Raw genomic sequence first — 15,478 nt, 5'->3', positions numbered from 1 at the left:
GACCAGAACAGAGTAAATCTGTTAAGGCAGGTGCGGAACCCCGCAAGGGAAAGAAGCAGAAACCTAAATCGTGAGGTTTGGGAATCGCCGTCCGTTTTACGGCGGCGAGGATGTCAATTAGGGGGAGCATCTCATTTATGCAAGTGAGTAATTATACTTGTCCCTAAAACTGGTTTCTAGCAAGGCTTTTAAAATAGCTTGACATAAAACCTGATTTAGGGGTTACAAAGGTGAGATGCTCCCCATTTAGGGGGTATTACCTCACCCACTTTGACAGAAGGGAGTTATGGTCGGTTAAGCGTCAAAACATCGAGGCTTTTCCTTGATCCCAGTAATGTAAACTTTGATTAAGAGAAAGATTTCTAGCCCCAATCCGATGTTATATTAATAATTGAAGCTAAAGAAAAAAGCTTCCCTGACAGATCGACTGGCAAGGTTATAAAGGTCAAGTTCACAAAGGAGTAAACCCTGTTAAAGTTACATTCTGTCTCGATAACGACGATAACAGCGATCAACCTGAACGCTCATATTTCCTAGAGTAGAGAACAAGGGAGTTAGGCAATTGGAACTAGAGTCCAATGCGTCTCCAACCAGTCTCAAGTTGTGAGGGGAAATACCTGAGAATCGGTAAACTGATCGCTGTTATTGTTTGTCAACACAAGTAATTGATCATTGCAGTCGCTCTCCTTTGATGAGATAATAGAAAGTCTTCTGTTCAAAAGGATATCGATAGGATGCGACTCTCTCAACAGCTTTTTGTCACCCTCCGGGAAGACCCGGCCGAGGCGGAAATACCCAGTCATAAATGCTTGGTGCGTGCCGGTTACATTCGTCGCATTGGCAGCGGTATTTACGCCTATTTACCCCTGATGTGGCGGGTTTTGCAGAAAGTCTCCCAGATAGTCCGGGAAGAAATGAATAAAGCTGGCGCCCAAGAATGTTTACTTCCCCAACTGCAACCGGCGGAACTCTGGCAAGAATCAGGCCGTTGGGACACCTACACAAAAGCAGAAGGGATTATGTTTGCCCTGACGGACCGGCAAAACCGGGAGTTAGGATTAGGACCGACTCACGAAGAAGTAATTACTGCCGTCGCTCGTGATTTAATTCGTTCCTATCGACAATTACCGGTTAATTTATATCAGATTCAAACTAAATTTCGCGATGAAATTCGCCCTCGTTTTGGTTTAATGCGGGGACGAGAATTTATTATGAAAGATGCCTATTCTTTCAATCTCGACGAGGAATGTTTAAAGAAAACCTATCAAGCGATGGATATAGCTTACCGCAATATTTTCCGCCGTTGTGGGTTAGCTTTTCGGGCAGTAGAAGCCGATTCTGGAGCGATTGGCGGTTCCGCATCCCAAGAATTTATGGTCTTAGCTGATGCCGGAGAAGATGAGGTTTTATTTACCGCCGATGAAAAGTATGCGGCTAATGTGGAAAAAGCCGTTTCTTTGCCGGCAGATAAAGTGGCTTCTCCCTTTAAAAAGTTTGCTAAAAAAGAGACTCCTAACACCAACACTATCGAAAGTTTAGCTAAATTTCTCGATTGTTCTGCCACCGCTATCGTCAAAAATGTTCTCTACGAAGTGGTTTATGATAGTGGCATAACTGTTTTAGTTTTGGTGAGCATTCGGGGAGATCAAGAGGTTAACGAAGTTAAACTACAAAATGAATTAGTTAGACAGGCGAGCCGTTACAATGCTAAAACAATTTTGGCTTTAAAAATACCCGATGCTGCCGCTCAACAGAAATGGGCAACTAAACCTTTACCTTTAGGTTATATTGGTCCCGACTTAGAAGATAATTTGCTCAAAAAAGCCAGCGATATAGCTCCTAAGTTTTTACGCATAGCAGACAACACGGTGACAGACTTAGAAAACTTGATCACCGGTGCAAATGAAACGGGGTTTCATTTAGTGGGGGCGAATTGGGGTAAAGATTTTATCTTACCGGAATTAATCGTCGATCTACGCAAAGCCCAGGTAGGCGATCGAGCTATTCACGATCCTGATCAAACCTTGCAAAGTGCTAGAGGAATTGAAGTCGGTCATATCTTCCAATTGGGCTATAAATATTCTCAAGCCATGAATGCTTTTTATACTAATGAAGCGGGAGAATCTACCCCCATTTGTATGGGTTGTTATGGGATAGGAGTATCGCGTTTAGCCCAGGCAGCCGTAGAACAATCCTACGATAAAGATGGCATTATTTGGCCAGTAGCTATTGCCCCCTATCAAGGGATTGTGGTTATTCCTAATTTAGCTGATGCCGAGCAGGTAAAAACCGCCGAAAGTTTATACAATGAGTTAAATCAAGCCGGCATTGAAACCCTTTTAGATGACCGGAATGAACGTGCGGGAGTTAAGTTCAAAGATGCGGATTTAATTGGGATTCCCTATCGCATTGTCACGGGTAAATCTCTCAAATCGGGTAAGGTGGAATTAGTCGAAAGAGCCAGTAAAAAAGCGTCAGAAGTAGCAATTAATGAGGTGGTTTCCTATTTAAAAACTGCTATTTCAAAGGTAAATGCTTCTGATTAAGTGATTAAATATACAGATAATTTGCTTAATTTCTTGAAAAACTTCTAAAAAAGGAGCTTTTGAGATTACTATATTATCTTTATGTCGATTTCTCTCAAAGCAAGTCTCAATCAACAAATTCAATCTCCTTAATGATGGCGATTTTTTGCTGTATTTTCTCAAGCATATAGTACTGACGACCGACTCCTGACTACCGGCTCCTAACCCCACCAACAAACTTTTTGCTGCAAACCCTAATTAAGACTTGATCCAGTGGAATATGAGTCAGAAAAAATGTTTCTCCTTCCGAATCTCGCAAAGCTTCTAGATAGGCATCAATTCCTCGCGGTTGGGGACAATTTTCAACATCTGCCAAATGCAAAGCCAAAGCCGATCGCATTTGCTCCGTTGTTTCTTCTAAAGTCGCCCCTGTTGGTACACACCCTACTACATCGGGTGAATAAGCGGAAAATCCCGTTTCACTTTTTTCGAGAACAATTAGATATTTGTCGATCCTTTTAACCCCGCTTCACTTAACTTTTTCTATAAATCATAGAAATAAGGATAAAGCTCTGATTCTAGAATATATTGACTTGCTTATTTGAAAATTGCCTAACAGGTTCCAGGATCAAGTTTTCGATGATTGGGAATAGTTAAAGTCTCTCTTCTCTGGGAGATAACACGACGCAATTTAATGTGACTTCCTCGTTGACTGTGAATAGTAAAGCCAAATCGAGCGAGAATCTTGATCACGTCTTTGCCTGATAGTTGTTTCAGTTTAGGCATATTCAGGCTGTAACTCAACCGTAATCTGTAGAGAAGGTTTGGCAACTAGACCAAACTCACTAGGCTCTTCTCCTTCTAAATGTAATAAGACAGCTTCTTTGAGATTATTAACCACCTCATCCAAGGTATTTCCTTGGGTCACAACCGAAATTTCCGCGCATTCGGCCACATATCCTTGTTGTTCACCACAATGAATAATTGCGGTAATTTTTGAACTTAATTCAGCCATAATTGCTCAGATAAAATACGTTTTGATTGTAATAGAGTATATTTTAGCTATGGGGAAATAGCCTGAAAAATTGGGAGAGATTTGTCTCGTGCAGTGTAGTCTTCGATAAGGAAATCTAGAACTTCAAGGGCATTTTGTAGCGCTTCATTGTAGGTTTCGCCGTGAGTATGAGCATAGGAGACAAATTCAGGGAGATGGGCGATAAATTTGTTGTCTTCTTGTGACCATTGAATATAAATACTATAGTGATAATTCATGGGTTGTCTCCTTGATTTAATTTGGCTAGTTCCTGAAGTGCATTTCTTCCGTCTTTTTCCTGGTAGTGATCGGCATCACTACTATTTTTGCCTAACAGGATCAAGCTATATTATAAACGGGGATGAATTCAGTGGTTATGACCGCTATTACCTAATCTCCATAGTGTGTTTTTGTACGAATAATCAGAATAGTTTTATCGTCTTCATAAATTTCATAAAGCAGACGATCTTTTCGATTTAGGCGATAGGAATACAAGCCTTCTAAATCGCCTTTTAAGGATTTGCCAATATAGGGATTAATTGCAATTATGTTAGTTAAAATTTCTTGAAGTTTGACTTTCTGTTTTTGGGTGAGTTCGTCGGTATCTTTTCGCGCTTGTTTAGAAAAGACAATTGTGTAGGTTGTCATCCAAATACTTGTTCCATTGTGAGGGTTTCTCCTGCGGCATATTCTCGTCGTGCTGATGCAATGTGTTGTAATAGTTTGGGATCTTGCATGAGTTCGCTGGTTTCAGCTAAGGATTCCCATTCTTCTTTAGTGATGAGAATATAACTGCGATTTTCACGAACGATCACTACTCCATCGGGTTCTTTTTCAGTGCGATCGCAGAGTTCTTCTAGGTTGGCTTTGGCGTAATCAACGGTAACTTGATACATAAATCGCTTAAGGTTTTTGGGAATTACTCTCATAATAAAGCAAAAATTGCTTGTTGGCTGAAATTTTTATTATTTATTTTGGGCTTTTCAGTTCTGATCGAGAAGAAGGCGATATGACAACTTTAGTAATGATCTAAGCCGTAACTTGCATAATCTCTTTAGCGGGAACAGCTAACACTAATTGATTAGGATAAACAATTTCTACGCCAATTGTCTCCATAAATGCTTCTTTTTCTGCTTGAGTGGTTGAGACAAAATTTCCTTGTTCATCATATTTAACCCAATTCCCAAATAATTCTACTAGGTAAGCCTCCCCATTTTTCAGAACTTCTACAATTGCTCCAACTGTACCGATAGGCGCAATTCCACCATCGGTTAAGGGAATATCTTCCGTTAGTTGAATATCATCAAATAATTTAAACTTACTCATTTTTATTACCCTAAATTTTTATTGATTGAAACTAACAGGTACTGCTGTTATTTCAGTTAACAGTTAACAGTTATCAGTTATCAGTGACTATCGCCTACTGTCTCTAATATAGCTTCTAGGTCTAAACCAAGAAACCCCCGATATCAGGATAACGTAAAGTTCAATCTCCTTTATTGCTGCATGAGTTCGGCAGTTTCATCTAAGGATTCCCATTCTTCTTAAGTGATGAGAATATAACTGTGATTTTCCCAAATTATTGCCACTCCATTGGGTTCTTTTGAAGTTTATTTTGGCTTTTTCGAGATCATGGTGTAAAATGTTCTATGAACGGTTAAATACTAGGAGATATTACTGAACTGAGAATATTTGGGCTATGGGGAAATATCCTGGGGACGTGAGAGAGATTTGCCTCGTGCAGTGTAGTCTTCGATAAGGATATCTAGAACTTCAAGGGCATTTTGTAGAGCTGCATGGTAGGTTTCACCATGGGTATGAGCATAGGGTCCAAATTCAGGTAGATGGGCGATAAATTTTTGGTCTTCATCTGACCATTGAATGGTGATGCTGTAGTGATGGGTCATGGGGTGTTTTCCTCCTCTAGATTTTGTAGTTCTTGCAGGGCGTTTTGGACTAATTCTATTATGGCAGCCGATAGTAACTGGGATTATTGCTATACTGGTGGCTCTTGACAAAAAATCATGTTAATTATTTTTCTGATGAAGATTATTATTCACCTTTTCATGTACTATGAATAGATGGCAAGATTGTTGAAGGATCACGAGCGATGCAATTTCTAAGGCTCAGAGTTAAAACTGCTTGGAGAAGGAAAAAAATAAGGGTAATTATATCGCTCCTATTGCTTTTTATCTTGATGCCAATTTTTCTTTATGCTTGTTTTAGTGATCTTCCTAACCAATCATCGGAGCAACGGCAAGGAACCCTTTTGGTTTGGTATCCAGAAGAGGGCAATTTAACTGAAGTAGTAGGTCTCGGTTTGCAAGAGTTTGAAAAATTAAATCCGCAAGTGACAATTCTTGAACAAGCTATTCCTGTCGATAAGATACCCGAACGTTTTTTTAAACAATCTCAAAGCGGATTGGGTGCGAGTGTTATTCTAATTTTTTCGAGAAATATACCCAGATTAGTATCTCAAGGAGTACTGGGGGAAATTGACCAGAACAATCTAGATTTATCTATTTATTATCCCCCGACGCTGAAACAAGTTAGCTATCAAGGAAAAATCTATGGTATTCCCTTAGGTTCTCGTACCAATGTACTGTGTTATAATCAAAAAAAATTACAAGTTAGTCCCGATCCGCTACTGAAGCAACCTCCCACCAGTTTAGGGGGATTAGTGGAACGTGCGCGCAAAGGCTATTCTGTGGGGATGGTGTCCTCTTTTGAAGATACTTTTTGGGGAATGGCAATTTTTGGCGGCTATTTGTGGGATGATCAGGGTCGGCTGCAACCTCGCTTAGATGGTTGGGCAAAATGGCTAGAATGGCTAAAATTTGCCTCGTCACAGCCTAATTTTATCCTCAATCGTCAACGGGAATTACTTCATGATGCCTTTGCTGGAGGTCGCTTAACCTATTATGTGTGTAATTCTATTGAAATTGCCGATTTAAAAAACAGCCTACAAGATGATCTCAGAGTCGCTTTACTTCCCCAAGAAACTCAGGGTAAAGCAGCACCAATTCTCTATACACGGGTGATGGTATTTAATCGCAATAATAGTGATAATGAAAATAGTTTGGGGTTAGCTTTAGGAAAATTTCTCTCTAATCCCAAACAACAATTACAAGCAATCATCCAAACAGAAAGTTTTATTCCCACTAATCGACGGGTGCAGATCGAAGGAAATTTACTACCGATCGAATCGGTATTATTACAACAATCTCAAAATGCCGTGGCAGTACCTCTGGATGATTGGGAAAAGTTGAATAAAATTTTAGAAAAAGGAGAATTTTGGTATGAAAGAGCGATCGCTGGTGAAATATCTTCCTCAGCAGCAGCCCAAAAACTGACACTTTATATTGAATCAGGTCTCGATCAGGAAGTCAGGAAAATAAATTAATTATGAACAACAATATTCCCTCTCTTTCGGAAATAATCGCTAACCAATTATTATTTTTAGGACGCAGAAATGTTCAAAGTCAATTAACGATCATTTTTCTGTCTTTAATTCTTGCTTGGTTATTATCAAAATGGTTATGGTCTTACTTAGAAAAAAGATTTCCTCCCGTCACCAGTTTTATCCATAGTGATAAAAAATTAACCCTCCGTCAATATTTTGCTATCCTGATACAGTTTCTTAATTTCCCAGTTATTAGTCTAATTTTACTTGACTTAAAGTATCTGATTTTTTTCAGTCAAAACTGGACAAGAGGAATGATTAATTTATCGATACAATTAGTTTTTTTTTATTTGATTTATCGTTGTTTATTAGCTGGATTATACGCTAGGTTTTCCGTCAATACAATTAAATATTATCATGGTCGGCTTTTAGCACCTTTATTGGTATTATTCCTCCTGAGAAATATTATTGGTGTTTACAATAATATTCAAGAAATTGCCCAAGTATCTCCCTTCAATTTATTCAATAGTCCGATCACATTGAGAAGCATATTTATTTTGATAATAGCTCCCTATTTTCTGGTAATTATTGTTGTTCTTATAGAGAGTATAATTCTGAGCATTACTAACTTAAATCAGCAAGCGAGTCGCGGTGAAATTGAAGCAACTTTACTGTTAGGACGTTATTTTTTCATTGTCTTAGGTTTTATTATCATCTTGGGTTATGTGGGAGTTAATGCAACGGCAATAGCGGCAATTACTGGCGGTTTATCGGTGGGTATTGGTTTCGGTATGCAGCAAGTGGTAAGTAATTTCATTAGCGGTATTTTACTATTATTTGAAAAAGTTCTCAAACCCGGTGATATCATTAATATTGAAGGACAGACTTCTCAGGTAAAAAAGCTAGGTATTCGAGCGACAACAGTGCAAATTCTTACAGACAATTCCGAAAAAATTATTCCCAATCAAAAGTTTTTTACTGAGGATGTCACCACCTACACGGGTAGTGATAACTTGATTTATTGTTCAGTTGTTATCGGAGTTGGTTATAATTCTAACGCCCAACAGGTGATGAATTTATTGCTAGACATTGCCGCTCAACATCTTCACATACTTAAAAACCCCGAACCAGTAGCCTTTTTTCTGAATTTTGATCATTCTAGTTTAAACTTTGAATTAAAGTTCTGGTTGGATGATGTTAATAGAAAAAAGCGAGTCATTAGTGATATTAATTGTGCTATTCTTGATAGGTTTACTCAACAGGGTATCGAGATTCCCTTCCCGCAGCAAGATATTCACATTCGCAATAATTAGCAATTTATCCCAGTCAAAAAACCTATCGGATTATTTTCATCTCAAAATATATCACTTTCACTTATTAAATGTATGTATTTATTGTTTTTTTATTAATGACTCATATCTTGACATAAAAACAACTTTAATATAATATCTATTTTAGATGTTATACTCAGAAATACTCAATAATAATCTAGAATCAAAATCTCCCAGATTAATCTATCGAGGTTTTGCTCATGCTTTTTGGTTCTACTTTGCTTGGCACTTTATCGCTTGCCCTAGTCTTAAATTGGCTCCTTAGTACCTCAGAAACCCGCGTTCCGATACCTTTAATCGGTGGTCAAGGAAACCAAGTAACCAAGAACGTTTTTCAACCGACCGTATGCTACTTTTCCCTTTTAATTGTTGTCATCTACCCTAACTAAAAACCCCATGATTATCCCCCGGTTACAAAATCGTTTTCCCAGAAATAATCCCACCCGTCGGCTGCGAGCTTTTCTCCTAGGTCTTTTCGCTGCGAGTATGACCGCTTTACCCCTAAAAGCCGCCGAAGAAATTGAATTTGTCTATACTCCCCTCGTCTTTTCCGTATCGGTAGCATCCCTAGAAACCTTTGCTAAAGAAGGAAAAATCGACGCTAATTTAAAAAGATTTCTCGCCAGAGCAACTCCCGAAGCAAGAGAGCAGTTTCGTGAGGCTTTATTAACAAAGATTGACATCGATCCTATTTTACTATCTCGTTTTTTTAATAGTGTGATGGGTGCTGATATGCTCTCTCGTTTGGGCAAAGGCATCACCATTGAAGGGGGAATTAATGGTAAATATGCCCTGCGGGGTGCGATTGTTAGTGCCGCTTTCGATCCGGGGGGATTAACCCTTTTAAATGTCCTGAAAAAATTCCCCAATAATATACAGTTACAGGGGGAAGAAATCCTCGGATTAGCTAAAACCATCGATTATGCGGTTTATGTGGCGGAAATATTTATCAAAGATATGCGCCTCTGGACAGCCGAGGAAGCCGCTGCCGTTAAACCAGCGATTAATTATGCCAGTTTACCCGATTTGCGTCAGCGCGGTAGCTTTCAGGTAAAAAAAGAAGTTTGGAACCTAACCGATAGCAGTCGCAATCGCAGTTTATATGTGAATGTTTATATCCCGCAAACTTTCCGAGAAGGCAAAACACCTGTAATTATTTTTTCCCACGGATTAGCCTCGCGACCGGAAGATTATGCCCAAGTAATTGAACATCTAGCTTCCTACGGATTTTTAGTAGCGGCACCGCAACACCCCGGCAGTGATACCCAATACCTACAAGGAATGTTAGGGGGGTATTATCGCAATATTTTTGATGGCAATGAGTTTATTAATCGACCCAAAGATATTAGCTTTGTCATCGATGAATTAGCCAGACGAAATGCTAGTCAATTTCAAGGTAAACTTAACCTCACTAATGTGGGAGTAGCGGGTCATTCCTTCGGGGGTTATACATCTCTAGCTGTTGCCGGCGCACAAATTGATTTTGATAATCTCGCCCAAGATTGTAATCGTCCTTACTCCGGGATTAATATCGCTATTTTACTGGAATGTCGCGCCCTAGAATTGCCTAGACAGGTCTATAATTTTCGCGATGAACGAGTCACGGCTGTCTTTGCGGCTAATCCCGTTAACCGCAGTATTTTTGGGGAAAAAGGTTTAAGTAAAATCTCGATTCCTGTCCTCTTGGGTTCAGGAAGTTATGACCCAGCAGCTAATCCGATTTTTGAACAGGCGATTCCTTTTACTTGGTTAAAAACGCCGGATAAATATTTGGCCATGGTGGAGGGACAAGCTCATGTAAATTTTACAGAATTGGATGCAGGAATGCAAAAAACCCTGGAGTCTGTGGTCGATATCACTTTACCCGATCAAAATTTAATCGAGGATTATGCGGGGGCTTTATTGGTCTCTTTTTTTGAAGTTTATATTGCTGATAATGAAAAGTTTCGTCCTTTTCTTCGGTCTAGTTATGCAGAATATCTCAGTCAGGGACAAAAGTTTAAATTAGACTTTATTACTGCCGCTTCTGACCAGAAATTATCTCAATTAATTGAGAAATTGCGAGTACATCGGCAATAGTAAAACGTAGGGTGCGTTAGACGGCAAAAATTCCTGTTTTGACTTGAAGGTAACAATCCGTCCTAACGCACCACCTATCATCAACTAAGTAAAACTTAGGGTGCGTTAGACGGCAAAAATTCCTGTGGTGACTTAAAGGTAACAATCCGTCGTAACGCACCACCTATCATCAACTAAGTAGCTGGTTACAATCAAAGATAAAATACAAAGAACCAGAAGCCTGTGCCACTATCTAACAATTAATTCAGATTACTTACTTATTAAGTGGCAAGTTCGCCGCTTTCTTTTCACTGATGACTGATGACTGTTTACTGATAACTGAAAAATCTCCCCACTGCCCATCTGCAAAAAAGATTCTTTTGAGTTGTATAATCTCTAAAGGATTAGCGTACTCAAGAAAAAAATTATTTCATGCTCAGGAAAATTAGACTATCATACTTTGGCTTAATTTTAGGCAGTATTTTAACGGTTATCGGGATTATCGGTTATGCCCAAGGTAACGCCACGGTCAATTTAGCGGGGTTTTTCTACGGATTACCGTTATTATTGGGAGGTTTAGCCCTAAAAGCTTCAGAAATCAAACCTATACCCTTCAGTCAACCCACTAGCCCCGAAATCTTGCAATTGCGCCAACAACAGGCTACTGTCACCCAAACCAAACTTCGCAAGGATGTCACCCGCTATCGCTACGGACAGGAAGTGCATCTGGATGAAGCCCTAGAAAAGCTGGGATTAAGCCCCACGGACGAGGAAAGACCGACTTTAGTGGCAATTCGTGAAACTGCTGTTGATTCCGCCTATTGTCTCACCCTAGAATTTGAATCGCCCCTTTTACCCCTAGAAAAGTGGCTGGCAAAACAAGAAAAAATCGAAAGATACTTTGGCCCAGGAATTAGAGCCGAAATTAAGCAAGTTGATGAGGAAAAAATTGATTTAGCCCTAATTACTATTCCTAACGCCTAAATGCTCACGCCTATTCAGTATGGCTTCCTAGTAATCGCTGCCGTGGCTGCCGGCTTAATTAATGCTCTTGCCGGTGGCGGTAGTCTGATTACTTTTCCGACGCTGATGGCGGTGGGTATCCCACCGGTAATGGCAAATGTGACTAATACCGTCGCTTTATGCCCGGGTTATCTGGGGGCAACTCTCGCCCAAAAAAAAGACCTGCACGGGCAACAAAAACGGATTCAGTTATTGCTACCATCGGCAGTTATTGGCGGCATTATCGGTGGTATTTTGCTGTTAAATAGCAGCGATCAAGTGTTTGACCGCCTGATTCCTTTTCTGATTCTTTTAGCGGCGGCTTTATTGGCTTTTCAAGATACTTTACGCTCTTGGTTGCAGCGGCGACAGGGGGACAAAAAGGGCAATATACCGGAAATTTGGGCGGTTTTACCCATCGCTCTCGCTTCAATTTATGGTGGTTATTTTGGAGCGGGTTTAGGTGTGATCGAGTTGGCAATTTTGGGCTTATTTATCAAGGATAATCTCACGAGATTAAATGCTTTAAAACAGTTGCTTTCTTTGGTGGTTAACGTCGCGGCATCTTGGTTTTTTCTCTTTTCTAATCAGGTATATTGGTCGGCGGCGATAGTGGTAGCAATTGGTTCTTTAATTGGGGGTTTATTGGGGGGAAAACTAGCTAGAATTATCTCTCCTAGTTATCTGCGCTGGACTGTGGTAATTCTGAGTATTATTACCGCTACAGTTTATTTTCTTCGTTAACAAAATGTTTGTCAATCAGGTGTTTTATTGATGGAGATTGATAGATTTTTTTCTAGTTCTCAAACCTGTTCTAATTGTCTCTATCATACCAAATCCGCAAGGTGGGCGTAAGTCTATCTTCAGGCATTCCCCCGTGAGTTCAGAAGCCCCGACAATCTTGCCCAGCGGGTAGTTCACCCTAAAAAGATTGTCCCACTTCTAAGACTTTCGTTTGCCCGTTGCGAGACAAAATAACCTGTTGACTACCAACTTCCACTAAAGTCCAACCGTTGATAAATTCCCCCGGAGAAATACGCATAGTTATCCCCTTATTATCAAATAAAGCTGAAGATCGATCGCCTAAATCCATCACCCCCACCAGGGTATTTTTCACCTGATTATTAGTGGGAATAACCGCTGCCAACGGCCGATTCACTTGGGGGGCAGCCGGTAATGGTGGCGCGGAAATGTCGGGATTTGCGGGTGTAACCGGGGCAATTTTGGCAGCAGTTTCAGGGGTTTGGGGATAAACGGGAACGTAAATTCTTTCTATGATCTGGGGAGTATTATTAACCGGTAAATTAGCGGGGGGTGGTGGTGGAACCCTGGCTACCGGAGAAGGGTTATTTTGGGGATCAGGATCAGGATCGGGGGATGAAGTTTGACCTTGGCGATCGATAATAGCCAGGGATGATTGCAGATAGGCGATAAATTTTTGCTCTTCCTGGGAAATCGTGCCATTTTGAGAGACAGGGGCATTTTTTTGACTGATTAGCCATGCCACCACCCAACCTAGATAGACGCAAGCAATGACAAAAATAACTTTATCTAGGGGCATTCTCGGATTTTCTTCATGGCCCGCTGCCATATTTTTTGCACTCCTCGATCGCTGCTGTCGTTTCGATTCTAACAGGATAGCGCATTGCCAAAAACAATTTTTTAATTTCCCCAAATCCCCCTAGGGGGGATATAGTAGAGAAAGAATGATGTATCTTAATATAAGTAAAGTTTTGTAACAATTCTGAAATCCTTTGCTCAACTCTACCCTAGTCCCCAGCAATCCCGATCGCCTGAAACCCCTAGTCCCTAACTGGGAAAAATGTCAATCCGTCTTTTGGACAGCAGCATTTCTGGTATCAGTCCCCGTGTTCATACAAGCGCCCCTAGTGCGCTACTATCCCGAAATTAGCCTAGGTTTAACCGTTTTCTGGGTGGGGTTAGGGATTTGGCTGCTCAAACAAGCAAAAATCAGTCTTTGGGGAGATTTACTTTTGGGTTTTAGTTGGAGTTGGTTAGCAGGTTCTCTGTACTGGGGTTGGTGGCGTTGGGAACCCTTGATCCATATTCCCATGGAAGCGATCGGGCTGCCCTTTGTTCTCTGGGGATTATACAAAGGTCGCCGCAAAGTGGGCAATCTTTTCTATCTTGGTTCTTTGTTAGGAACCGCCATCACCGATGTATATTTCTATCTAACGGGACTAATTCCCTACTGGCGACAATTAATGACCGTGGAACTAGCTCCCAACCTAGTATCGCCGATATTTGATAACGCCTTGGCCCAAATTCAGACCCCCTGGGGCATCAGTTGGGCGATTGTGCTGCTCAACCTGCTCCTAGCGATCGGTATCTATCCTTTGCAAAAACGGGTATGCCATTGGTGGGCATTTAGCGGAGCCGTATTGAGTACAATTTTAGTCGATGGTTTATTTTGGATTACCGCTTCTCTGGCCTAAGGGTTTTCCTAGCTAAACTTCTTAACATTCAATTGATGAGTTTTGCCAATACATTGCTCCCAACCCATTCCCAGCAAGGGTTATATCTACAATGAGCGATTTTTATTAAGGTTAAAAATTGTGGCTCTTCGGGCTATTTTTGTCAATTGTTTTTTATCTAGAGCGAACTAATCAATTAAGTCTCTTGCCAGATAAGGATTTAGTCGATTTATGCCCCCCTATCGAACCATAACAAGTAACGAAGAGCCAAAATTGTAATTGCTTTTCTCAGAAAAAATCAATTATTGAAAATGTTCTCAATAGTAGTTTCCACAATCAAGGTTTTTCGGAAAAACATCTTGGGGGAATGTAAAAATAGATAAAAACATCGGAAGAGCTGCGAAATATTCGCTATATGATATATAGTTAATGCTATCTATCTATTGCCGCTGATCTACCCGTGGATATACTAGGACAAAATCCTTATTTACTACTCCATACCGAGAAGGGACAGCGTTTTTTCCCTCTCGTGGGGAGACCTTACTGGACAATCGGACGGGGCAAAGATAACGATATCGTGATTAAAGATTACTGTATCTCTCGCAATCACGCTATTTTACAATCCACGGAAACAGGAGATTTTTATCTGATCGACCTCGGTAGTCGCAATGGAACTTTTGTTAATGGCAGAAGGGTAGCCATTCCCGTAACTATCCATGGCAAAGATCGGATCACCTTTGGCCAAACCGAAGTGCAGTTCTATCGTCCTACTCCCACTAATATAGGCAAGCAACCGCGCAATTTAGAATGGGATACCCCCACCTCCGCCCTCCATGAACGTCGCTTAACATCGGTGATGGTGGTGGATATACGAAATTTTACGGCTTTAACGAGGCAATTAGACGAAAAAGTGCTTTCTTCTCTGATTGGCAATTGGTTTCGCCATGCCGGGAGTATTATCCGCAGTTCCGGCAGTTGGGTAGATAAATATATTGGTGATGCGATCATGGCCATCTGGTTTCACGGCCAACAGGAAGTCAATCAAGACGATATCTTGCAAATTTTCCAAGCAATTACGCAAATATACAGGATGACCCGCGCCTTAAGCGAAGAATATCCCTTACCCTTTAAATTACGCATCGGTGCGGGAGTGAATACCGGTTATGCCATGGTGGGCAATACTGGCAGCGGTGAACATCCAGATTATACGGCGATCGGCGATACGGTCAACGCCGCTTTTCGTTTAGAGTCGGCTACTAAAGAAATGGGTAGGGATTTAGCCATCGGAGCAACTACCTACAGTTATCTCATCGGTTTACCCCATCTCCACCAAGCTTTTAATCAACATACCGTCAGTCTGAAAGGATACGACGATAACACTATTACCTACGGAACCACTTTTGATAACTTGGATCGTTTCCTCGATGCCAACAGTAGTGAGGAGATGACCGGAATTACAGGAGTTGCCAGCAGTGTCGGTTTTCAGGATTTAAATTAAATGAGCGGTTGGGAGATGTTTCAGCGATCAGTGATCAGTAAACAGTAATCAGTGAAAAGACAGTAGGAAACTTCTAAGCTAAGACGCATTTAAAGCGCTTATTCTTAAGATTAGCCGAATCTCCCCCAATCCCTTTACTGTTGCCTCTTGCCTCTTGCCTCTTGCCTCGTCTCAACAAGCAATTTAAATGCTT

17 protein-coding genes are annotated in these 15,478 nt (G+C 40.7%); 8 read left to right on the top strand and 9 right to left on the bottom strand.

Annotated features, from left to right (window positions below; all coding sequences use genetic code 11):
* Positions 1-734 precede the first annotated feature (734 nt).
* Entirely contained in the window at positions 735-2,546 is a 1,812-nt protein-coding gene (locus EWV68_RS04855) for a proline--tRNA ligase (protein WP_061432035.1), read from the top strand.
* Positions 2,547-2,736: 190 nt separating this feature from the next.
* Here the strand turns inward: EWV68_RS04855 and EWV68_RS04850 are convergent, their stop codons facing one another.
* The 8 genes from EWV68_RS04850 to EWV68_RS04815 form a co-directional block, all read right to left on the bottom strand.
* Positions 2,737-3,024 carry a type II toxin-antitoxin system HicB family antitoxin gene (locus EWV68_RS04850; RefSeq protein ID WP_239698114.1) on the bottom strand — a complete coding sequence of 96 codons (288 nt, stop codon included), beginning with the start codon at positions 3,022-3,024 and terminating at the stop codon, positions 2,737-2,739.
* 113 nt (positions 3,025-3,137) lie between these two features.
* Complete coding sequence (locus EWV68_RS04845) at positions 3,138-3,311, bottom strand: type II toxin-antitoxin system HicA family toxin (RefSeq protein ID WP_002763541.1); 174 nt, start codon at positions 3,309-3,311, stop codon at positions 3,138-3,140.
* A complete protein-coding gene (locus EWV68_RS04840) occupies positions 3,304-3,540 on the bottom strand; it encodes a type II toxin-antitoxin system HicB family antitoxin (protein ID WP_061432033.1) in 237 nt (78 codons plus the stop codon). Before EWV68_RS04840 ends, EWV68_RS04845 begins: the two co-directional genes overlap by 8 nt.
* Positions 3,541-3,587: 47 nt before the next feature.
* Positions 3,588-3,797: a type II toxin-antitoxin system HicB family antitoxin gene (locus EWV68_RS04835; protein ID WP_002763539.1), complete on the bottom strand. Its 210-nt coding sequence runs from the start codon at positions 3,795-3,797 to the stop codon at positions 3,588-3,590.
* Between the two features lie 151 nt (positions 3,798-3,948).
* Entirely contained in the window at positions 3,949-4,206 is a 258-nt protein-coding gene (locus tag EWV68_RS04830) for a type II toxin-antitoxin system mRNA interferase toxin, RelE/StbE family (RefSeq protein ID WP_002745103.1), read from the bottom strand.
* Entirely contained in the window at positions 4,203-4,454 is a 252-nt protein-coding gene (locus EWV68_RS04825) for a type II toxin-antitoxin system Phd/YefM family antitoxin (RefSeq protein WP_041804225.1), read from the bottom strand. Before EWV68_RS04825 ends, EWV68_RS04830 begins: the two co-directional genes overlap by 4 nt.
* A gap of 133 nt (positions 4,455-4,587) precedes the next feature.
* Complete coding sequence (locus EWV68_RS04820) at positions 4,588-4,884, bottom strand: DUF4926 domain-containing protein (protein ID WP_061432032.1); 297 nt, start codon at positions 4,882-4,884, stop codon at positions 4,588-4,590.
* Between the two features lie 371 nt (positions 4,885-5,255).
* Positions 5,256-5,465 carry a type II toxin-antitoxin system HicB family antitoxin gene (locus tag EWV68_RS04815; RefSeq protein WP_287168995.1) on the bottom strand — a complete coding sequence of 70 codons (210 nt, stop codon included), beginning with the start codon at positions 5,463-5,465 and terminating at the stop codon, positions 5,256-5,258.
* Positions 5,466-5,668: 203 nt separating this feature from the next.
* Here EWV68_RS04815 and EWV68_RS04810 point away from each other — a divergent pair, with 203 nt between their 5' ends.
* The 5 genes from EWV68_RS04810 to EWV68_RS04790 all read left to right on the top strand — a co-directional run bounded on the left by EWV68_RS04810 (position 5,669) and on the right by EWV68_RS04790 (position 12,096).
* Entirely contained in the window at positions 5,669-6,961 is a 1,293-nt protein-coding gene (locus tag EWV68_RS04810; protein ID WP_287168994.1) for a sugar ABC transporter substrate-binding protein, read from the top strand.
* A 2-nt stretch (positions 6,962-6,963) separates the two neighbouring features.
* Entirely contained in the window at positions 6,964-8,274 is a 1,311-nt protein-coding gene (locus EWV68_RS04805; RefSeq protein ID WP_061432029.1) for a mechanosensitive ion channel family protein, read from the top strand.
* Between the two features lie 414 nt (positions 8,275-8,688).
* Entirely contained in the window at positions 8,689-10,371 is a 1,683-nt protein-coding gene (locus EWV68_RS04800) for an alpha/beta hydrolase (RefSeq protein WP_287168993.1), read from the top strand.
* A 411-nt stretch (positions 10,372-10,782) separates the two neighbouring features.
* Positions 10,783-11,334: a DUF2854 domain-containing protein gene (locus EWV68_RS04795; RefSeq protein ID WP_061432027.1), complete on the top strand. Its 552-nt coding sequence runs from the start codon at positions 10,783-10,785 to the stop codon at positions 11,332-11,334.
* Complete coding sequence (locus EWV68_RS04790; protein WP_061432026.1) at positions 11,335-12,096, top strand: sulfite exporter TauE/SafE family protein; 762 nt, start codon at positions 11,335-11,337, stop codon at positions 12,094-12,096.
* 178 nt (positions 12,097-12,274) lie between these two features.
* Here the strand turns inward: EWV68_RS04790 and EWV68_RS04785 are convergent, their stop codons facing one another.
* Entirely contained in the window at positions 12,275-12,943 is a 669-nt protein-coding gene (locus EWV68_RS04785; protein WP_190723200.1) for a hypothetical protein, read from the bottom strand.
* A 163-nt stretch (positions 12,944-13,106) separates the two neighbouring features.
* Here EWV68_RS04785 and EWV68_RS04780 point away from each other — a divergent pair, with 163 nt between their 5' ends.
* On the top strand, positions 13,107-13,808 hold the full coding sequence (locus tag EWV68_RS04780) for a DUF3120 domain-containing protein (RefSeq protein ID WP_061432025.1): 702 nt from the start codon (positions 13,107-13,109) through the stop codon (positions 13,806-13,808).
* Positions 13,809-14,247: 439 nt separating this feature from the next.
* Positions 14,248-15,285, top strand: a complete 1,038-nt coding sequence (locus EWV68_RS04775) for an adenylate/guanylate cyclase domain-containing protein (protein ID WP_061432024.1) — start codon at positions 14,248-14,250, stop codon at positions 15,283-15,285.
* Positions 15,286-15,478 lie beyond the last annotated feature (193 nt).

The sequence above is a fragment of the Microcystis sp. M_QC_C_20170808_M9Col genome (assembly GCF_007095495.1).
Classification (GTDB): domain Bacteria; phylum Cyanobacteriota; class Cyanobacteriia; order Cyanobacteriales; family Microcystaceae; genus Microcystis; species Microcystis aeruginosa.
The sequence above is the reverse complement of the archived record's forward strand: the minus strand, read 5'-3'. Positions and strand labels throughout refer to the sequence as shown.